This window comes from Pseudomonas sp. Irchel s3f10, from assembly GCF_900187515.1.
GTDB lineage: Bacteria > Pseudomonadota > Gammaproteobacteria > Pseudomonadales > Pseudomonadaceae > Aquipseudomonas > Aquipseudomonas tensinigenes.
Map to the genome: position 1 here is coordinate 140201 of NZ_FYDZ01000007.1, position 18465 is coordinate 158665.

Below are 18465 nucleotides of genomic sequence, written 5' to 3' on the forward strand. Positions count from 1 at the left end.
GGCTCGCTCCTACAGGGATCACCGATATGCATAATCCTTGTGCAGTGATCCCGGTTTATAACCACGAAACTGCCATCGGTACTGTGGTCGATGCTTTGCTCGCGCAAAATCTGCCGTGCATTCTGGTGGATGACGCCAGCACCCAGTCCTGCGCCAAGGTGCTCGACGGCTTGGCGGAACGCGACAACGTGCATCTGGTACGCCTCACTGCCAACCAAGGCAAGGGCGGTGCGGTGATGACCGGCCTGCGCGAGGCCGCGCTGCTGGGCTTCACCCATGCATTGCAGGTCGACGCCGACGGCCAGCACGACTTGCAAGACGTCGCCCGTTTCGTCGATGAATCCCGTGCGCATCCCGAGGCGATGATCTGCGGTTATCCGCTGTTCGACGAGAGCGTGCCGAAAGGCCGTTTGTACGCGCGCTATCTGACCCACGTCATGGTGTGGATCAACACGCTGTCGCTGCAGATCCGCGATTCGATGTGCGGGTTTCGCGTCTATCCACTGGCCCCGACGCTGGCGGTGATCGACTCGGCGAAAGTCGGCAAGCGCATGGATTTCGACTCGGACATTCTCGTGCGCCTGTCGTGGCGCAATCAGCCGATGCGCTGGCTGCAAACCAGCGTGCACTACCCGCTGGACGGTGTGTCGCACTTCCGTCTGTTCCACGACAACGCACTGATTTCCAGCATGCATACGCGGCTGTTTCTTGGCATGTTGCTGCGCTTCCCGCTGATCCTCTGGCGGCGGTGGCGCGCATGACTGGCGAAGCCGACAAAAAGCACTGGGCTGACCGCGAAGAGCGCGGCAGCTTCCTGCTGATGAAATTCACCGCGTTCGCCGCCAAGGTCCTCGGGCGACGCCTGCTCAGCCCGTTGCTGTACGGCATCGTCCTGTACTTTTTCCTGTTCGGCCGCACCGCACGGCGCAGTGCCTGGCAATACCAGCAGCGCTTGGCCGACTGGAGTCAGCGCGCCGATTTGCGCCCGACGCATTGGCGGGTGTTCGGCCAGTTCATGGCCTTCGCCGATTCGATGCTCGACAAGCTTGACGTGTGGAACGGCAAACTGCGTATCGAACAAATCGAAATCATCGACCCGGCGCTGTTGCGCAATCAATTGCGCGGCAGTCGCGGACAACTGCTGGTCGGCGCGCACCTGGGCAATCTCGAAGTCTGTCGCGCACTGGCGGAGATCGGCGAAAAGGTCACCATGAACGTGCTGGTACACACCAAGCACGCCGAACAATTCAACCGTTTGCTGGGCGAGGCTGGAGCGACCAATCTGCGCCTGATTCAGGTCAGCGAACTCGACCCGGTGATCATGCTGCAACTGCACGAACGGCTGGAACGCGGCGAGTGGCTGGCGATTGCCGGCGATCGCGTGCCGCTGCATGGCGGGCGCAGTGTGACCGTCGATTTCCTCGGCCATCCGGCGCCGTTCCCGCAAGGCCCGTGGTTGCTCGCCGGCCTGCTCAAATGCCCGGTCAATCTGTTGATGTGCCTCAAGCAGCCGGACGGTCACTATCGCCTGACCCTCGAACCCTTCGCCGATGCCGTGGTGTGGAAGCGCAGCGAGCGCGAGCAGGTCATTCATCAGTGGGCCACCCGCTATGCGCAGCGCCTGAGTCACTATTGCCTCGAAGCGCCGCAACAATGGTTCAACTTTTACCCTTTCTGGAAGACCGATGACGACGCCAACCCATGAGCCGGTAACCTTCGGCGAACGCCCTTTGCGCATCGAAGACGTGCTGGCCCTGGCCAACCGTCAGGCACCCGTGCAGTTGCAGAACGACGCCGACTATCGCGAGCGCATTGCCAAAGGCGCGCGGTTCCTCGATTCGCTGCTGGACAAGGAAGGCGTGATCTACGGCGTGACCACCGGTTACGGCGACTCCTGCGTGGTCGCGGTGCCGTTGCATCACGTCGAAGCGTTGCCGCGTCACCTCTACACTTTCCACGGTTGCGGGTTGGGCAAGCTGCTTGATGCGCAAGCCACTCGCGCGGTGCTCGCGGCACGTTTGCAGTCGTTGTGCCACGGCGTTTCCGGAGTACGCGTGGAATTGCTGGAGCGCCTGCACGCGTTTCTCGAATACGACATCCTGCCGCTGATTCCTGAAGAAGGTTCGGTCGGCGCCAGCGGTGATCTGACGCCGCTGTCTTACGTCGCCGCGACCTTGTCCGGCGAGCGCGAAGTGATGTTCCGAGGTGAACGTCGCCAGTCCGCCGATGTGCATCGCGAACTCGGCTGGACTCCACTGGTGCTGCGCCCGAAAGAAGCGCTGGCGCTGATGAACGGCACCGCGGTGATGACCGGCCTCGCCTGCCTCGCTTTCGCCCGCGCCGACTACCTGCTGCAACTGGCCACGCGCATCACCGCGCTCAATGTGGTCGCACTGCAAGGCAACCCGGAGCACTTCGACGAGCGCCTGTTCGCCGCCAAACCGCATCCGGGGCAAATGCAGGTCGCCGCGTGGCTGCGCAAGGATCTGGCCATCGACGCGCCGACCGCGCCGCTGCATCGCCTGCAGGATCGTTACTCGCTGCGTTGCGCCCCGCATGTCCTCGGCGTGTTGGCCGACAGCCTGAACTGGCTGCGCTCGTTCATCGAAACCGAACTGAACAGCGCCAACGACAACCCGATCATCGACGCCGAAGCCGAGCGCGTTTTGCACGGTGGGCACTTCTACGGCGGCCACATCGCGTTCGCCATGGACAGCCTGAAAAACCTCGTGGCCAACGTCGCTGACCTGCTGGACCGCCAGCTCGCGCTGCTGGTCGACGAGCGTTACAACCACGGTCTGCCGAGCAACCTGTCCGGTGCTCCGGCGGATCGCGCAATGATCAACCATGGCTTCAAAGCCGTGCAGATCGGCACCAGCGCCTGGACCGCCGAAGCGTTGAAAAACACCATGCCGGCCAGCGTGTTCTCGCGTTCCACCGAGTGCCATAACCAGGACAAAGTCAGCATGGGCACCATCGCTGCTCGCGATGCGATTCGTGTGCTGGAGCTGACCGAACAGGTCGCTGCCGCGACATTGCTCGCCGCCAACCAGGGCGTGTGGCTGCGTGCTCAAGCCGAAGATGCCCGGCCGTTGCCGCCATCGCTGGCGGCGATGCACGCAGAACTGGCCAAGGACTTCCCGCCGGTCATCGAAGACCGCGCCCTGGAAGGCGAATTGCGCCTGTGCCTGCAACGCATCGCTGCGCAACACTGGAGGCTGCATGCGTAGCGCCGGAGTGCTTCACGCCGACACCGAAATCCTCGTGCCATTCTTCGACGTCGACACCATGCACGTCGTCTGGCACGGCCATTACGTCAAGTATCTGGAAGTGGCGCGTTGCGCGCTGCTGGACAAGATCGGCCACAACTACACGCACATGGTCGAGTCGGGTTACGCCTGGCCGATCATCGACCTGCAATTGCGCTACGTGCGTGGCGCGGTGTTCGGTCAGCGCCTGAATGTGCGCGCCAGTCTTGTCGAGTGGGAAAACCGGCTGAAGATCAATTACCTGATCACCGACCTGCACAGCGGCGAGCGCCTGACCCGCGCCAGCTCGGTGCAGGTCGCCGTTGAAGTGAACAGTCGCGAGATGCAACTGGCTTCGCCGAAGGTCTTCACCGATGCCGTGGAAAGGATGCTGCGATGAACCTGTTATTCAAAAGCCTTGGCGCAGTGGCGCTGCTGGCCGTGTCGTCGCTGGCCAACGCCTTCGACCTGCAACAGCTCAGCGAACAACTGGCGAAACCGGACGTGATCCACGGCCAGTTCATCCAGGAAAAACACCTGCGTGCATTACCGCAGCCACTGATCAGCAAGGGCAGCTTCGTTCTGGCAAAAAAACACGGCCTGCTCTGGCTGCTGAAAACCCCGCTGAAACAGGATTACCGCATCAGCGCCAAAGGCATCGCCCGGCGTGAAGGCAATGGCTGGCAATTGCTGCCGAACAAGAGCGCCGGCGCCGAGCAAAACCGCTTGTTCCTCGCCGTACTGCAAGGTGACAGCAGTGGCCTGCAACGCGACTTTGAACTGGCGCTGAGTGGCGACGCACAGCAGTGGAAACTCACCCTGACCCCGCGCTCGCTGCTGCTCAAGCAAGTGTTCAATCAAATCAATATCGACGGCGGCGCGCTGGTGCAGACCATCGAACTGCTGGAAACCCAGGGCGACAGCACCGTGCTGCGCATGCAGAACAGCAACGCCGGGCAACCGTTGAGTGACGCGGAGCAACATGACTTTGCCGAGTGAACGCAGGCTGCCCTGGCTGTTTCTGATCCTGCTGCTGGCGGTCGTCGCGCTGGCCGGTTGGCAATGGCGCGACGGTGCACCGCTATCAGCGAACCTGATGGAACTGGTGCCCGGCACTCACCCGGACGCCCTTGAACAGCGCGCCGAGCAGCGCATGCAGGAACCGCTCAACCGCGAAATGCTGGTGCTGGTCGGCCACGCCGATCGCCAGCAAGCCGTCGCCATGGCGCAAACCCTGGGTGAGCAATGGCAGGCCAGCGGATTGTTCGAAAAGGTGCAATGGAACCTGCAAGCGGATCTGCCAGCCCTGCGCACGCAACTGCTGCAAGGGCGATTGGCGATGCTCTCGGCGGACGACCGGCAACTGCTGATCGAACACCCCGACGCATTCATTCAGCAACGCGTACAGGCCCTGTTCGACCCGTTCAGCGGTTTCAGTCTGGTGCCGAGTCAGGACGATTGGCTGGGCCTGACCGGGCGCATCCAGAACAGTCAACCGCAGCACGGTTCGGTGCAACTGGATATCGGCAGCGGCGCGTTGATTGCCGATGCCGACGGCAAGAGCTGGGTGCTGCTGCGAGCGCGCACCACCGGCAATGCCTTCGACATGAACCTGCCACTGCAAGTCGCGGCACTGCTGCAACACAGCCGTGATCAAGCCGCGAAATCCGACGTGCAACTGCTCGCCGCCAGCGGCTTGCTGTACGCGGCCAATGGTCAGCAGCAAGCCACTCGCGAAATGACTTGGGTCGGTGGTGGCGCCACTGTCGGCATTCTGTTGCTGCTGTTGCTCGCTTTCCGCCGCTGGCGCGTGTTGCTGGCGTTCGTGCCGGTGTTGGTCGGTATGCTGTTCGGCGCGGTGGCCTGTGTGGCGCTGTTCGGCCATATGCATGTGATGACGCTGGTGCTCGGCTCCAGCCTGATCGGCGTGGCCGTGGATTACCCGCTGCACTATTTGTCGAAGAGCTGGAGCCTGAAGCCGTGGCGCAGCTGGCCAGCCTTGCGCCTGACCTTGTCCGGGCTGACCCTGAGCCTGATCACCAGCGCCATCGGTTATCTGGCGCTGGCGTGGACGCCGTTCCCGGCACTGACGCAAATCGCCGTGTTCTCTGCCGCCGGTCTGCTCGGTGCTTATCTGTCGGCGGTGTGCCTGTTGCCGGCGCTGCTGAAAAACGTCGAACTGCGGCCCGCGCAATGGCCGCTGCAACTGGCCGAGCGCATGGTCAACCTGCGCGAGAAACTCCTCGAGCGCGTACGCACGCCGGTGTTGCTGGCGCTGCTGATCGCCTTTTGTGTGGGCGGTCTGGTGCAGCTGCAAAGCAAGAATGACATCCGCCAATGGGTCGGCGCACCGCAACATCTGACCGACGAAGCGCAGGCCATCGCGCGCATCACCGGCTATCAGCCGACCAGCCAGTTCTTCCTCGTACGCGCCGACAATCAGCAGCAATTGCTGGAGCGTCAGGCCGCGCTGAGCGAGCGTCTGCAGCAACTGGTCAACCTCGACAAGCTGCAGGGTTATCTGGCCCTCGATCAATTGGTCAGCCCGCCGAACCAGCAAGAACAGGTGCGCGAGGCGCTGAACAAACTGCCGCAATACTGGCAGCCACTGCTAGACCTCGGTGTACCGCTCGCCGCCCTGCAAAGCGAACTGCAACAGCTGCAGACCGTGCCCGCTGAAGACATCGACGCGGCATTGGCCGGCCCACTTGGCGAGCCTTATCGCATGCTTTGGCTCGGCCCGAGCGAAAACGGCGTGGCAGCGATGACCAGCCTGCAAGGTTTTAACAACCCGGCGCTGCTACGGGTGCAGGCGCTGGATTTGCCGGGGGTGAAACTGGTCGATCGCCTTGGCGAATTGAATGAAGTCTTTGCTGCGACGCAGATCAGCGCCGCTGAACTGAAACTCGCTTCCTGCGCGTTGATCGTGCTGGTGCTGATGCTGCCCTTTGGTCTCGGCGGCGCGCTGCGCATTGTCGCCCTGCCGTTGCTCGCCGCTTTGTGCAGTCTGGCCAGCCTTGGCTGGCTCGGTCAGCCGCTGACCCTGTTCAGCCTGTTCGGCCTGCTGCTGGTCACGGCAATCAGCGTCGATTACGCGATTCTCATGCGTGAACAGGTCGGCGGTGCGGCGGTGAGCCTGCTCGGCACCTTGCTGGCCGCTGTGACGACGTGGCTGTCGTTTGGTTTGCTGGCGGTTTCCAGCACACCGGCGGTGAGCAATTTCGGCCTGTCGGTGAGCCTCGGTCTGGCCTTCAGCTTCATGCTCGCGCCCTGGGCCGGGCGTCACGAACATGCCGCCGCCGTTGCGGAGCCAACAGCGTGATGGTCGTCGGTTTCTGGCTGCTGGCCTTGGCGTTGTTCGCCGTGGCCACCCGCGTCGGCCGCCACTTCGGTCTGATCCCGATTGTCAGCCAGTTGTTGCTGGCGAGCTTCGGCTTGCCGCTGCTGATGTACTTCTGGATCGAGCCGGGCTGGCAGCTCAGTGGCGCCGAACTGATCGCGCCGGACTGGCTGAAAAACCTCTACAGCCTGAGCTTTGCCCTGCTGCTCGGACATATCCTCAGCGATGTGATTGATCTGAAACTCGATCGCCAGAGCGTGAAAATCGCCGTGCCGAGTTTTGCCGTGCCGTTCACTTGCGGCTTCGCGGCGGCTTACTGGTTACTGCCAACGCAACCGTGGCTCAACTCGCTGGCCATCGGCCTGGTGTTCGCGATTACCGCGATCCCGGTGCTGTACCTGTATCTGCGCCACATCGAATATCCGCCGGCCGCCACGCGCCGACTGGTGCAGACCGCGATCCTCATTGATCTGACCTGCTGGACATTGTTCGGCCTCGCTCAGGGCAGTCTGCACCTGAGCAGTCTGTTGTTGCCGCTGGGCCTCGCCTGTGTGCCGCTGTTGTTGCGCGTCATCGGCGTGCGCCGACCACTGACCTACAGCCTCGGTTTTTTCGCGTTGCTGGTAATGGCCGAGCATTACAAACTCAACGCGCTGATCTTCGGCATCGGCTATCTGCTGTGCATGGCCGCGCTGAAAGTGCCATTGGTGCTGCCATTGCCGGCGCGCTGGATGAGCCGTTTGCAGACGTGGCTGGCGATTCCGCTGATTCTGACGTTCGGCATCGTGCAGATCGACGTGCACAGCGCCCTCTCCAGCCTTGGTCCGCTGCAATGGGCGGCGCTATTGCTGTTACCGATTGCCAGTAAACTGCTCGGCAACTGGCTAGGCCTCGGCTGGGCTGGCGCTTCGTTCGAAGGCGCCAGCCGCTGGCGCGAAAGTGTGCTGCTGAACATTCGTGGCCTCAGCGAAATCGTCTTTCTCAATTTGCTCTTGCAACAACAACTCATCACCCCGGCGCTGTACTTCGCGCTGATGCTGATGGGCCTGATCGCGACGCTGCTACCGGCCCTGATCGGCCTGCATCGCGCACCCTTGAATCTGCAACAGCCTCTGTCCCGGAGCTCACGTGCCAATCGTTGAAATGGAATCCCGTCAGGTCGTGATCATCGGCGCCGGCCCGTCCGGCGCCATCGCCGCCGCGCTGCTCAAGCGCAAGGGCCACGATGTGCTGGTGCTCGAGCGCCAGCACTTTCCGCGCTTTTCCATCGGTGAAAGCCTGCTCAGCCATTGCCTGGATTTCGTCGAAGAGGCCGGCATGCTCGACGCCGTCAACGCCGCCGGATTCCAGCGCAAGACCGGCGCCGCATTCGCCTGGGGCGAGCGTTACAGCGCCTTCGATTTCGCTGAGACTTTTACCGGCGGCAAACCGACCACGTTCCAGGTGCAACGTGCCGACTTCGACAAACTGCTGGCTGATCAAGCGGCGTTGCAGGGCGCGGATATCCGCTACGGCGATGCCATCGTCAGCGTCGATTTCGAGCGGACGAAACCGCAGCTGAATGTGCGTCGCGAGGACGGTAGCGAGTATCGCGTCGAAGCGGATTTCGTCCTTGATGCCAGCGGCTACGGTCGTGTGCTGTCACGCTTGCTGGACCTCGAAGCACCGTCGAATTTTCCGGTGCGCCAAGCGGTGTTCACCCACGTCGAAGATCACATCGACAACCCGGCATTCGACCGCGAAAAAATTCTCGTCACCACCCATCCGGAACACCGCGATATCTGGTTCTGGACGATCCCGTTCAGCAACGGTCGCTGTTCGGTGGGCGTGGTCGCCGCTGAAGAACATTTCAAGGATCGCGACAGCGATCTGGATGCCTGCCTGCGCGGCTTCATCGCCGAAACGCCGAGCCTTGCCGGCGTGCTGAACAATGCCGTGTGGGACACCCCGGCACGAACCCTCGGCGGCTACGCGGCCAATGTGAAAACCCTGCATGGTCCAGGCTTCGCGCTGCTCGGCAACGCGGCAGAATTTCTCGACCCGGTGTTCTCCTCCGGCGTGACCATCGCCATGCGCTCGGCGAGCATGGCGGCAGCGGTTTTGCACCGTCAGTTGCAGGGCGAAACCGTCGACTGGCAAAGCGAATTCGCCGAGCCGCTCAAGCGCGGCGTCGACACCTTCCGCTGCTACGTCGAGGGCTGGTACGCCGGCACCTTTCAGGACGTGATTTTCTATGAAGACAGCCAGGCGGAAATCCGTCGGATGATCTGTTCGATCCTCGCCGGCTACGCCTGGGACGAGCGCAACCCGTTCGTCAGCGAAGCGCGCCGTCGCTTGAAGATGATTTCCGAACTCTGTGCAAAGGACGCCACATGAACTATTTGAGCGACAGCTACGTCGAGGAAACCCGTTTCGGTTTCTGGTTCCTGCGCAGCCACACCTGGCAGCACCATGTGCTGCGGGTGGCGATCAATGATTTGCGCGGGTTGTTCAGTGACGCCCTGCCGGAAAATCCGGTGTTGCTGGATGCCGGTTGCGGTCAGGGCAAGTCGTTCGGTCATCTGCGCCAGACCTTTGCGCCACAGCGTTTGATCGGTGTTGATGCTGATCCGCACAGCCTTGAATTGAGCGGCGCAGAAGCGACGCGCCTGGAACTGGACGTGGAACTGATCGGCAGCGATTGCGCGACGCTCAATGTGCCGGACGCCAGTGTTGATCTGCTGTTCTGTCACCAGACGTTCCACCATCTGGTCGAGCAGGAAAAAGCGCTGGCCGAGTTCTATCGGGTGCTGAAACCGGGTGGCTATCTGCTGTTCGCCGAGTCCACCGAGGCATACATTGATACGTGGGTGATCCGCTGGCTATTCCGCCATCCGATGCACGTGCAGAAGAGTGCGGCGCAGTATCTGCAGATGATTCGTGGGCAGGGGTTTGAGTTTGGCGAGAAGAATGTCTCGTACCCGTATCTGTGGTGGAGCCGGTCGAAGGATTTTGGTTTGCTGGAGCGGTTCGGGGTGCGCAAGCCGAAGCCGTTTGGCGAACGCGAAGAGACGTTGGTGAATGTCGTTGCGCGCAAGCCTCTGGCAGAGGTTTCCTGATGTACACAAATCCTTGTAGGAGTGAGCCTGCTCGCGATAGCGGTGGGTCAGCCAACCTGTATTTTGAATGTGCGACCGCTATCGCGAGCAGGCTCACTCCTACAGTGTCCGCGGTGTGGCGATTTTTTGTGTTTGGCATGGTGCTTCTGTTGAGTGCCTGCGCCAGCCAGGCGCCGTTGCCTACGGGCAACCCGACTTTGCCCCTGCCGCTGCAACTGCACATCGAACGCCAACAAGCCGAACAACGCCAGGACTGGCTGCTGGTGATACAGCGCGAAGGCCCGGGCATCCGCTGGTCGATGATGGATCCGCTGGGTATTCCCCAAGCACGTCAGCAACTGATCGACGGCCATTGGCAAGCCGATGGTCTGCTGCCACCGAATCCGGAAGCGCGGGAATTGTTCGCCGCGCTGCTGTTCGCCCTGACCCCGTCCGGTGAGCTGCTGCGCAATTACCCCTCCGCGCAACAACAAGGTCAGCAACGCTCGCTGCCTGCGCGCTGGGATATTCACTATTCACAACCGTTGAGCTTTCAATTGAACCTGCCCCAAGGCCCGCACTACCGCGTTTCTCCGCTGGGTGAACCGACGCCATGACCGCTTACCTGAATGCCCTCGGCGTGATTTGCGCGCTGGGCCGCGACAAGCAAGCCGTCGCGCGCAACCTGTTCGCCGGCGACTGCTCGGGCATGCGCCGCGAGTCCGGCTGGGTGGCGGAGCGTGAGCTGCCCGTCGCTGCCGTCCAGGGCGAACTGGCGCCGATCCCGGCAGAACTCGCCGATCAGCGCAGCCGCAACAATCAGCTGCTGCTGGAAGCGGCGTTGCAGATTCGCGATGACATCGATCAAGCGATCCAGACCTTCGGCCGTGAGCGCATCGGTGTGGTGCTCGGCACCAGCACTTCCGGCATCGACGAGGCCAGCCGGGGTCTGGCGCACTACATTCGCGAGCAGCAGTTCCCGGCGGAATACGACTATCGGCAACAGGAACTGGGCGCCCCGGCCAATTTCCTTGCCGACTGGCTGCAACTGAGCGGCCCGGCCTATGTGATTTCCACGGCGTGCACCTCCAGCGCCCGGGCACTGATGAGCGCTCAGCGTTTGCTCGATCTGGGCCTGTGCGACGCGGTGCTGTGCGGCGGCGTCGACAGTTTGTGCAAACTGACCCTCAACGGTTTCTCGTCACTCGAAGCGATATCCGACGAGCGCTGCAATCCGTTCTCGGCCAACCGCAGCGGCATCAACATCGGTGAGGCTGCGGTGCTGTTCGTCATGAGCAAGCAACCCGGTGACGGCCCCGCTATTGCCTTGCTCGGCGCCGGCGCCAGCTCCGACGCCCATCACATTTCCGCCCCTGAGCCGACCGGGCGCGGCGCGCTGCAAGCCATGCAGAAAGCCTTGAACCGCGCGCATCTGCAAGCAGCGCAGATCAACTACCTGAACCTGCACGGCACCGCTACCCAACACAACGACGCCATGGAAAGTCTGGCCGTCGCGGCGCTGTTTCCCGATGGCGTGGCCTGTTCGTCGACCAAACCGATGACCGGCCACACCCTCGGCGCGGCCGGCGCACTGGAAGCAGCGTTTTGCTGGTTGAGCCTGAGCGCCGACAACCCCGATCACGCCTTGCCGCCGCACGTCTGGGACGGTCAGGCCGATCCCGCGCTGCCGCCGCTGAAGTGGGTGACCGCGAGCGAACGCCTGACGTCCATTGCACCCCGCTACCTGATGAGCAACTCGTTTGCCTTCGGCGGCAACAACGTCAGCCTGATTATCGGAGACGCCCCATGACGGCCTGGCCGCTCGCCGAACTGCTGCCCCACGCGGGCGACATGATTCTGATCGACAGCATCACAAGCTTTGACGAGGAGCAGATTTTCACCCGACTCACGGTCAAGCCCGAAGGCTTGTTCAGCCTGCCCGACGGCAGCCTGCCGGCGTGGGTCGGCGTCGAACTGATGGCACAGAGCGTCGCCGCATTTGCCGGTTGCCATGCGCGACTCAAAGGCAATCCGGTGGAGCTGGGCTTTCTGCTCGGCACACGCAAGTTCGAGTGCAACGTCGAAGCCTTTCCCGCCGGCAGCGAGCTGACCATCCATGGCCTGCGCTCGCTGGAAGACGACAACGGCATGGGCGTATTCGAATGTCATATCCACGGCGCCGGCATCCATGCCAGCGCGCGGCTGAACGTGTTCCGCCCGCCCCAGCCATCCCAATATCTGCAACAGACACAGGAGTCGAACCATGACTGAATCCGTACTGGTCACCGGCTCCAGCCGTGGCATCGGCCGCGCCATTGCCTTGCGTCTGGCGCAGGCCGGGCACGATATCGTCCTGCATTGCCGCAGCGGCGTGACTGAGGCGCTAGGCGTTCAGGCTGAAATCGAAGCCTTGGGGCGCAAGGCGCGCATCCTGCAATTCGACGTTGCCGATCGCGAAACCTGCAAAACCATTCTGGAAGCCGACGTCGAAAGCCACGGCGCCTATTACGGTGTTGTGTTGAATGCCGGCCTGACCCGCGACGGTGCGTTCCCAGCTCTGAGTGACGACGATTGGGACGTGGTGTTGCGCACCAACCTCGACGGTTTCTACAACGTGCTGCACCCGGTGATGATGCCGATGATCCGCCGCCGTGCTGCTGGTCGCATTGTCTGCATCACCTCGGTGTCGGGGCTGATCGGCAACCGTGGACAGGTCAACTACAGCGCCTCCAAGGCCGGGGTGATCGGTGCGGCAAAGGCGTTGGCGATCGAGCTGGGCAAGCGCAAAATCACCGTTAACTGCGTCGCGCCGGGCCTGATCGACACTGCGATGCTCGACGAAAACGTGCCGGTGGAAGAATTGATGAAAATGATCCCCGCGCAACGCATGGGCACCCCGGAAGAGGTCGCCAGTGCGGTGAATTTCCTGATGTCGGCGGAAGCCTCGTACATCACCCGCCAGGTCCTGGCGGTCAACGGAGGCTTGTGCTGATGAAGCGCGTCGTCGTCACCGGCATGGCCGGCATCACTTCGCTGGGCAGCGACTGGGAGACCATCGCCGGCAACTTCGCGGCCAACCGCAGCGGCATCCGCAGGATGGACGAGTGGGATCGCTTCAGCGAACTCAACACGCGCCTGGCCGGGCCGATCGATGATTTTGCAGTGCCTGCGCACTGGACGCGCAAGCAACTGCGCAGCATGGGCCGGGTATCGCGGCTGGCGGTTCGTGCGGCAGAAAACGCCCTGGCTGACGCTGGTTTGCTCGGTGACGAATCGATCAAGGATGGGCGCATGGGCGTCGCTTGTGGTTCTTCCACGGGCAGCACCGACGAGATCAAAGCGTTCGGCAATATGCTGCTCAACTCGGTCGCCGAAGGCCTCAATGCCAACTCCTACGTGCGAATGATGCCGCACACCACCGCCGCCAACATCAGCATCTTCTTTGGCCTCACCGGGCGGCTGATCCCGACGTCCAGCGCCTGCACCAGCGGCAGTCAGGGCATCGGTTACGCCTACGAAGCAATCAAGTTCGGGCGCCTGCCGCTGATGCTCGCCGGCGGCGCCGAAGAGCTGTGCCCGACCGAAGCCATGGTCTTCGACGCGCTCTACGCCACCAGCCTGAAAAACGATGCGCCACAGACCAGTCCACGCCCGTACGACAAGGGCCGCGATGGTCTGGTGATCGGTGAAGGTGGCGGCATGCTGGTCCTCGAAGAGCTGGAGCACGCCCTCGCCCGCGGTGCGCACATCCACGCCGAGATCGTCGGTTTCGGCAGCAACGCCGACGGCCAGCACACCACGCGCCCGGAACAAGTGACCATGCGTCGTGCAATGGAACTGGCTCTGGAAGACGCCGGCCTGACGCCGGATGCCATCGGTTATGTAAATGGTCACGGCACCGCTACAGAACAGGGCGACATTGCCGAAACACTGGCAACCAGCAGTTTGTTCGGCGAGCGCATGCCGATCAGTTCGCAGAAGAGTTTCCTCGGCCACACCCTCGGCGCCTGCGGCGCGCTGGAGTCGTGGTTCAGCATCGAGATGATGAATCGCGACCTGTACGTGCACACGTTCAACCTCGACAAGGTCGATCCGCACTGCGGCAAACTCGATTACCTGCGCGGTGAATTCCGCCAGATGCATCACGACTACGTGATGAACAACAATTTCGCTTTTGGTGGCGTCAACACCTCGTTGATTTTCCGCCGCTGGCACTGACCGCAACACCTTTGGAGTGAAGGGAATGACTCAGTTTCACCGCATCGCCGCTCTGTTGGCACTGTTTTTTGTGCTCGGTGGCTGCACCAGCAAACCGGTTTACAACGCCAAGGAAGAGTTCTCGCCCAACCTCGGTTTCACCCAGCAACAGATGAGCCGCGCCATCGTTACCGCACTCAATGACCGCCAGTGGGTTGTGCAATCGGTACGTCCGGGCATGATCAAAGCGGCGATCACCGTGCGCGGTCGTCATCACGCCGAAGTCGACATCCCGTTCACCCCGACCTCGTTCGAAATCGACTACCGCAGCAGCTACGGCCTCGACGCCAAGGACGGCAAGATCCACGGCAACTACAACCGTTGGGTCAACCGCCTGCGCGACAACGTGCTCAAAGAGCTGTCGATCAACCCGGACATCGAGTTCGTCAACGACCTGGGCATCGTCAAACAAGGCGCCGACGAGCCGACCTACCTGAGCTTCCGTGAAGGCGTCAAACGCGCCACCGACGCCGGCCTGCTCGACGGCAGCGTGAAGTTCTACCTGGCCGGCGAAACGCTGCCAAAACAGGTGCGTAAACTCGACACCGTGAGCAGCAGTCGCAAAACCAACGGCTCGAACAAGTCCGACAAAGACGCCTGCTTCTGGGCCCTGCAATCGGCCTTGGCGACTCTGCAGAATGCCGCGAAGAAAGCCGACGCCAACGCGGTGATCAACATCGCCAGCGTCGACCAGCGTGATCTGTACAAGGACACCGAGAAATTCCAGTGCCGTGCCGGGCTGGTGGTGTCGAGCGTGGCGTTGCGCGGGGACTTGGCGCACGTGGATTGATGGGATTGTAGAATCGACAAAGGGCGCCATTCGGCGCCCTTTCACAAACAGGTTGGCTTGTCATCGCCGATTACCTGTCTGGCTCTGCGATGGCTGGTCACCCAGGATCCTCAGAGTCTCACAAGCCCCTTGCGGGAACGCTCGCAGTATTGCCCGAATCATCAATCCGGACAACGGCTGGCGTTTGGCCTCACTGCGCCACTTCTGTAGCCATTACAGCCCAAGCGCCCGCCTGACTGCGGCTTTAACGGCGCAGAACTCTTCTGTTTCAAGGTGTGAGATCAAATAGACGCGCCGTCCCTCACGATCTCTGCTTTTGATCCGGTCCAGTCGGGAAAGGCTGACAGTGGCCACCATATCGCACTTCGCCCAACAGATCGGGCTGGCGCCTTGAAGATGGCTGGAGAGTTCGAAATGGTGATCAAGTAAACAATCCGGCGCAGTGGTACTCAGCGGCACGACCGTCACCAACATACTGTTGGTTCTGTGTTTGCGTATCACGACAACGGGTCTGACCTTGACCATCTCAGGTACTTCATAACCTCTGAAGTCGCAGATCAGAACACTACCTTCCTTGGGCTGGTATCGAAGTGGCATCCATGGCACTCACTTAAAGAAATCGATTCTGCGCAAGAAAACAAACACTCGCTAAAACAGTTCGTAACCGCAAATGTGGTGAACACGGCTCCACAAGCTGAACACTCGCCACACAGCATCTACACTCGCTCATGCAGGCCATCAATACGCCTGTCAGAACGGCGGGCCCGGTCGGTCGAGCACTCGCGGTTCTCTTTCACCGTCAAGGAGATGACCATGCAAGTGAAAGCCCTGATCGCCGCTGCACTTTTCGCGCTACTGCCGAGCGCCAGCCACGCCACCAATCTCATGTATATGCCCTTCGAAACCGTGCTGTCGGACGCGATTCGCGCCGGGCGGCTGGATGGCAGTGTGAAGTTCTATCTGCTCGGTAATGGGCCGCAGGGGACTCAGCAGTTATTGCGCCGTGGGGTGGTCAGTGATTTGAAGACCAACGGCTTCAACAAGAGTGACCACAACTCTTGCGAGTGGGTGTTGCAGTCGAATCTGATCAAGTTGCAGGCCGATGCCAAGCGGGTCGGGGCGAATGCGGTGGTCAATATCGTCAGCTATTACGACCAGCATGTGCGCAAGGATTTGAATACGTACGAGTGCCGGGCGGGGATTTTTGTCACGCGGGTGGCGTTGAAGGGGGATTTGGTGCGGTTGCCCTGAGCGTTGTGGTGTCTGAACTAACGCCTTCGCGAGCAGGCTCGCTCCCACCTTGGAATGCGTTCCCCTGTGGGAGCGAGCCTGCTCGCGATTTGATTGCGCAGCAATCAGGCCTTTGAAGGTTCAACCTTGCGCGTAAGAAGGTCGACAAACGCCTTGGCCATCGGCGATTTCTGATCTTTGCGCTGCACCAGCCACACCGCCGACACCGCATCGGGATCGAGCAACGGGCGATAGACCACGCCGTCGATGCGCATCCGCTGATAAGACGCCGGCAGCACCGAAACTCCGAGCCCTGCTGCAACCAGACCGATGATGGTCATCGCCTCCCCCGCCTCTTGCGCAAAGTGTGGGCTGAACCCGGCATCGCGCGCCAGACTCAGCAATTGCGCATACAGCCCGCTGCCGTAGCTGCGCGGAAAGAACACGAACGGCTCCAGCGCCAACGCCGAGAGGAACAGGCCTTCTTCACTGCCCTGCGCCAATGGATGCTTGGAACCGAGCACGGCGACCAGCGGCTCGCGCATCAACTCAACCACACTCAGCGAATCGGGCAAACCCAGCGGGCGCATGATGCCGACCTCGATTGACTCATCCACCAGGCCCTCGGCGACTTGCGTGCTACTCATCTCGCGAAGGTTGAGGTGCACCGCCGGAAAACGCTGGCGAAAGGAAAAGATCGCCTGCGGAATGGTCGAGTTGAACGGTGCCGACGAAGTGAAGCCAATCTTCAACTCGCCCAATTCACCGAGCTGCGCACGCCGGGCGACGTCCGCTGCTTTATCAACCTGCGCCAGCACCAAGCGCGCCTCTTCAAGGAACAATCGACCAGCCTCGCTCAACTCGACCCGACGATTGGTCCGTTCGAAGAGCCGCGCGCCGACTTCCTGTTCCAGCGCCTGAATCTGCTGGCTTAGCGGCGGCTGCGAGATGCCCAGCACCTGTGCCGCGCGGCCGAAGTGCAGTTCCTCGGCGACGGCGATGAAGTAGCGCAGATGACGCAATTCCATGGAAACCCCATTAGGTCGTTAAAGCTATCAAACAGGTCGAACAATATATTGGATAGAAACATTAGCCAGCTATATGATTTTTTCATTGCCTGCCTGGCCGTGCCCTCCGAGGTCTGAAGTGAAAACTGCTGTCGCACCCCTTGCCCATGAAGTCCCGCCTGCTGCGGCGGACGATGTCGTCGCCGAACTGCAAGAGATCTACATCGAAAAAGGCACGCCGATGTTCATGCGCACGGTGCTGGCGCTGTTCAGCGGCGGCTTTGCGACGTTTGCCCTGCTCTATTGCGTGCAGCCGATGATGCCGCTGCTGTCCAACGAGTACGGGATCAACGCGGCGCAGAGCAGCCTGATCCTCTCGGTGGCCACCGGCATGCTCGCCATCGGCCTGCTGATCACCGGGCCGATTTCCGATCGGGTCGGGCGCAAACCGGTGATGGTGACCGCGCTGTTCGCTGCAGCGCTGTGCACCATGGCCAGTGCGATGATGCCGAGTTGGGAAGGCGTGCTGATCATGCGCGCGCTGATCGGGCTGTCGCTGAGCGGACTTGCGGCGGTAGCGATGACTTATCTGAGCGAAGAGATCCATCCGCAACACATTGGTCTGGCGATGGGTTTGTACATTGGCGGTAATGCGATTGGCGGTATGAGCGGGCGCTTGATCACCGGCGTGTTGATCGACTTCGTCAGCTGGCACACGGCGATGCTGGTGATCGGCGGTCTGGCGATGATTGCCGCCGCGGTGTTCTGGAAGATCCTCCCCGAGTCGCGCAACTTCCGCTCACGCTCGCTGCACCCGCGCAGTTTGCTCGACGGCTTCACCATGCACTTTCGCGATGCCGGTCTGCCGTTGCTGTTTCTGGAGGCATTCGTGCTGATGGGTGCATTCGTCACCCTGTTCAACTACATCGGTTATCGCTTGCTGGCTGCGCCGTACAACCTTGATCAGGTATTCGTGGGTCTGCTGTCGGTGGTGTATCTGTCGGGGATCTACAGCTCGGCGAAGATTGGTTCGCTGGCGGACAAACTGGGGCGGCGCAAAGTGTTGTGGGCGACCATTGCGCTGATGTTTGCCGGCCTTGCGTTGACGATGTTTACGCCGCTGCTACTGGTGATCGTCGGCATGCTGATTTTCACCTTTGGTTTCTTTGGAGCGCATTCTGTGGCGAGTAGCTGGATCGGCCGCCGCGCGACCAAGGCCAAGGGCCAGGCATCGTCGTTGTATTTGTTCAGCTACTACGCCGGGTCGAGTATTGCCGGCACGGCTGGCGGGGTGTTCTGGCATCTCGGCGGGTGGAATGGCATCGGCCTGTTTATCGGCGCGCTGTTGCTGATCGCGCTGCTGGTCGCATTGAAGCTGGCGAAGTTGCCGCCTCTCAGCGGTGTCAAAGCCTGACGCGTAACCCATGTAGGAGTGAGCCTGCTCGCGATAGCGGAGTGTCAGCCAGTACATTCAGCGACTGACTCACCGCTATCGCGAGCAGGCTCACTCCTACAA

At 61.5% G+C, this 18465-nt stretch carries 19 protein-coding genes; 17 read left to right on the forward strand and 2 right to left on the reverse strand.

The features are described 5' to 3' along the window. Nucleotides 1-26 precede the first annotated feature (26 nt). The 15 genes from CKW17_RS16890 (at nt 27) to CKW17_RS16960 (ending at nt 14712) form a co-directional block, all read left to right on the forward strand. Nucleotides 27-761, forward strand: a complete 735-nt coding sequence (locus tag CKW17_RS16890; protein WP_095120700.1) for a glycosyltransferase family 2 protein — start codon at nt 27-29, stop codon at nt 759-761. After that, entirely contained in the window at nt 758-1705 is a 948-nt protein-coding gene (locus CKW17_RS16895; protein ID WP_095120701.1) for a glycosyl transferase, read from the forward strand. Before CKW17_RS16890 ends, CKW17_RS16895 begins: the two co-directional genes overlap by 4 nt. Beyond that, a complete protein-coding gene (gene hutH, locus CKW17_RS16900) occupies nt 1686-3230 on the forward strand; it encodes a histidine ammonia-lyase (RefSeq protein ID WP_095120702.1) in 1545 nt (514 codons plus the stop codon). The genes CKW17_RS16895 and hutH overlap by 20 nt, the downstream gene beginning before the upstream one ends. Beyond that, nucleotides 3223-3648 (forward strand): thioesterase family protein, encoded by a 426-nt coding sequence (locus CKW17_RS16905; RefSeq protein WP_095120703.1) that lies wholly within the window; start codon nt 3223-3225, stop codon nt 3646-3648. The genes hutH and CKW17_RS16905 overlap by 8 nt, the downstream gene beginning before the upstream one ends. Further along, entirely contained in the window at nt 3645-4247 is a 603-nt protein-coding gene (locus CKW17_RS16910) for an outer membrane lipoprotein carrier protein LolA (RefSeq protein ID WP_095120704.1), read from the forward strand. The genes CKW17_RS16905 and CKW17_RS16910 overlap by 4 nt, the downstream gene beginning before the upstream one ends. Continuing rightward, nucleotides 4231-6570: an MMPL family transporter gene (locus tag CKW17_RS16915; protein ID WP_095120705.1), complete on the forward strand. Its 2340-nt coding sequence runs from the start codon at nt 4231-4233 to the stop codon at nt 6568-6570. The genes CKW17_RS16910 and CKW17_RS16915 overlap by 17 nt, the downstream gene beginning before the upstream one ends. Further along, nucleotides 6567-7730 (forward strand): sodium:proton antiporter, encoded by a 1164-nt coding sequence (locus tag CKW17_RS16920; protein WP_095120706.1) that lies wholly within the window; start codon nt 6567-6569, stop codon nt 7728-7730. Before CKW17_RS16915 ends, CKW17_RS16920 begins: the two co-directional genes overlap by 4 nt. Further along, complete coding sequence (locus tag CKW17_RS16925; protein WP_095120707.1) at nt 7717-8964, forward strand: NAD(P)/FAD-dependent oxidoreductase; 1248 nt, start codon at nt 7717-7719, stop codon at nt 8962-8964. Before CKW17_RS16920 ends, CKW17_RS16925 begins: the two co-directional genes overlap by 14 nt. Next, the gene (locus tag CKW17_RS16930; protein WP_095120708.1) at nt 8961-9686 is read left to right on the forward strand and encodes a class I SAM-dependent methyltransferase; all 726 of its coding nucleotides are present in this window, start codon (nt 8961-8963) and stop codon (nt 9684-9686) included. The genes CKW17_RS16925 and CKW17_RS16930 overlap by 4 nt, the downstream gene beginning before the upstream one ends. A gap of 137 nt (nt 9687-9823) precedes the next feature. After that, nucleotides 9824-10282: a hypothetical protein gene (locus CKW17_RS16935; RefSeq protein WP_095120709.1), complete on the forward strand. Its 459-nt coding sequence runs from the start codon at nt 9824-9826 to the stop codon at nt 10280-10282. Next, entirely contained in the window at nt 10279-11475 is a 1197-nt protein-coding gene (locus CKW17_RS16940) for a beta-ketoacyl-[acyl-carrier-protein] synthase family protein (protein WP_095120710.1), read from the forward strand. Before CKW17_RS16935 ends, CKW17_RS16940 begins: the two co-directional genes overlap by 4 nt. Continuing rightward, a complete protein-coding gene (locus tag CKW17_RS16945; RefSeq protein WP_095120711.1) occupies nt 11472-11936 on the forward strand; it encodes a hotdog family protein in 465 nt (154 codons plus the stop codon). Before CKW17_RS16940 ends, CKW17_RS16945 begins: the two co-directional genes overlap by 4 nt. After that, nucleotides 11929-12657, forward strand: coding sequence for a 3-oxoacyl-ACP reductase FabG (gene fabG, locus CKW17_RS16950; protein ID WP_095120712.1), 729 nt, complete (start codon nt 11929-11931; stop codon nt 12655-12657). Before CKW17_RS16945 ends, fabG begins: the two co-directional genes overlap by 8 nt. Next, nucleotides 12657-13883: a beta-ketoacyl-ACP synthase gene (locus tag CKW17_RS16955; protein ID WP_095120713.1), complete on the forward strand. Its 1227-nt coding sequence runs from the start codon at nt 12657-12659 to the stop codon at nt 13881-13883. Before fabG ends, CKW17_RS16955 begins: the two co-directional genes overlap by 1 nt. 25 nt (nt 13884-13908) lie before the next feature. Continuing rightward, entirely contained in the window at nt 13909-14712 is an 804-nt protein-coding gene (locus tag CKW17_RS16960; protein ID WP_095120714.1) for a hypothetical protein, read from the forward strand. Nucleotides 14713-14925: 213 nt separating this feature from the next. Here CKW17_RS16960 and CKW17_RS16965 read toward each other — a convergent pair whose 3' ends face one another. Further along, complete coding sequence (locus CKW17_RS16965; protein ID WP_042704943.1) at nt 14926-15309, reverse strand: type II toxin-antitoxin system PemK/MazF family toxin; 384 nt, start codon at nt 15307-15309, stop codon at nt 14926-14928. Nucleotides 15310-15525: 216 nt separating this feature from the next. Between CKW17_RS16965 and CKW17_RS16970 the strand changes: the two genes are divergently transcribed. After that, nucleotides 15526-15963: an excinuclease gene (locus CKW17_RS16970; RefSeq protein ID WP_095120715.1), complete on the forward strand. Its 438-nt coding sequence runs from the start codon at nt 15526-15528 to the stop codon at nt 15961-15963. 104 nt (nt 15964-16067) lie between these two features. On the opposite strand, the gene CKW17_RS16975 is transcribed toward CKW17_RS16970, so the two are convergent. Next, nucleotides 16068-16970, reverse strand: coding sequence for a LysR family transcriptional regulator (locus CKW17_RS16975; RefSeq protein ID WP_095120716.1), 903 nt, complete (start codon nt 16968-16970; stop codon nt 16068-16070). 118 nt (nt 16971-17088) lie between these two features. Between CKW17_RS16975 and CKW17_RS16980 the strand changes: the two genes are divergently transcribed. Beyond that, a complete protein-coding gene (locus CKW17_RS16980; RefSeq protein WP_095120717.1) occupies nt 17089-18363 on the forward strand; it encodes an MFS transporter in 1275 nt (424 codons plus the stop codon). Nucleotides 18364-18465 lie beyond the last annotated feature (102 nt).

What these genes read in the sequence shown, in the direction of transcription:
- CKW17_RS16915 (WP_095120705.1), top strand. Translation starts at nt 4,231, where the DNA reads ATGACTTTGCCGAGTGAACGCAGGCTGCCCTGGCTGTTTCTGATCCTG.
- CKW17_RS16965 (WP_042704943.1), bottom strand. Translation starts at nt 15,309, where the DNA reads ATGCCACTTCGATACCAGCCCAAGGAAGGTAGTGTTCTGATCTGCGAC.
- CKW17_RS16970 (WP_095120715.1), top strand. Translation starts at nt 15,526, where the DNA reads ATGCAAGTGAAAGCCCTGATCGCCGCTGCACTTTTCGCGCTACTGCCG.
- CKW17_RS16905 (WP_095120703.1), top strand. Translation starts at nt 3,223, where the DNA reads ATGCGTAGCGCCGGAGTGCTTCACGCCGACACCGAAATCCTCGTGCCA.
- CKW17_RS16940 (WP_095120710.1), top strand. Translation starts at nt 10,279, where the DNA reads ATGACCGCTTACCTGAATGCCCTCGGCGTGATTTGCGCGCTGGGCCGC.
- CKW17_RS16945 (WP_095120711.1), top strand. Translation starts at nt 11,472, where the DNA reads ATGACGGCCTGGCCGCTCGCCGAACTGCTGCCCCACGCGGGCGACATG.
- CKW17_RS16960 (WP_095120714.1), top strand. Translation starts at nt 13,909, where the DNA reads ATGACTCAGTTTCACCGCATCGCCGCTCTGTTGGCACTGTTTTTTGTG.
- hutH (WP_095120702.1), top strand. Translation starts at nt 1,686, where the DNA reads ATGACGACGCCAACCCATGAGCCGGTAACCTTCGGCGAACGCCCTTTG.
- fabG (WP_095120712.1), top strand. Translation starts at nt 11,929, where the DNA reads ATGACTGAATCCGTACTGGTCACCGGCTCCAGCCGTGGCATCGGCCGC.
- CKW17_RS16890 (WP_095120700.1), top strand. Translation starts at nt 27, where the DNA reads ATGCATAATCCTTGTGCAGTGATCCCGGTTTATAACCACGAAACTGCC.
- CKW17_RS16895 (WP_095120701.1), top strand. Translation starts at nt 758, where the DNA reads ATGACTGGCGAAGCCGACAAAAAGCACTGGGCTGACCGCGAAGAGCGC.
- CKW17_RS16930 (WP_095120708.1), top strand. Translation starts at nt 8,961, where the DNA reads ATGAACTATTTGAGCGACAGCTACGTCGAGGAAACCCGTTTCGGTTTC.
- CKW17_RS16935 (WP_095120709.1), top strand. Translation starts at nt 9,824, where the DNA reads ATGGTGCTTCTGTTGAGTGCCTGCGCCAGCCAGGCGCCGTTGCCTACG.
- CKW17_RS16955 (WP_095120713.1), top strand. Translation starts at nt 12,657, where the DNA reads ATGAAGCGCGTCGTCGTCACCGGCATGGCCGGCATCACTTCGCTGGGC.
- CKW17_RS16975 (WP_095120716.1), bottom strand. Translation starts at nt 16,970, where the DNA reads ATGGAATTGCGTCATCTGCGCTACTTCATCGCCGTCGCCGAGGAACTG.
- CKW17_RS16910 (WP_095120704.1), top strand. Translation starts at nt 3,645, where the DNA reads ATGAACCTGTTATTCAAAAGCCTTGGCGCAGTGGCGCTGCTGGCCGTG.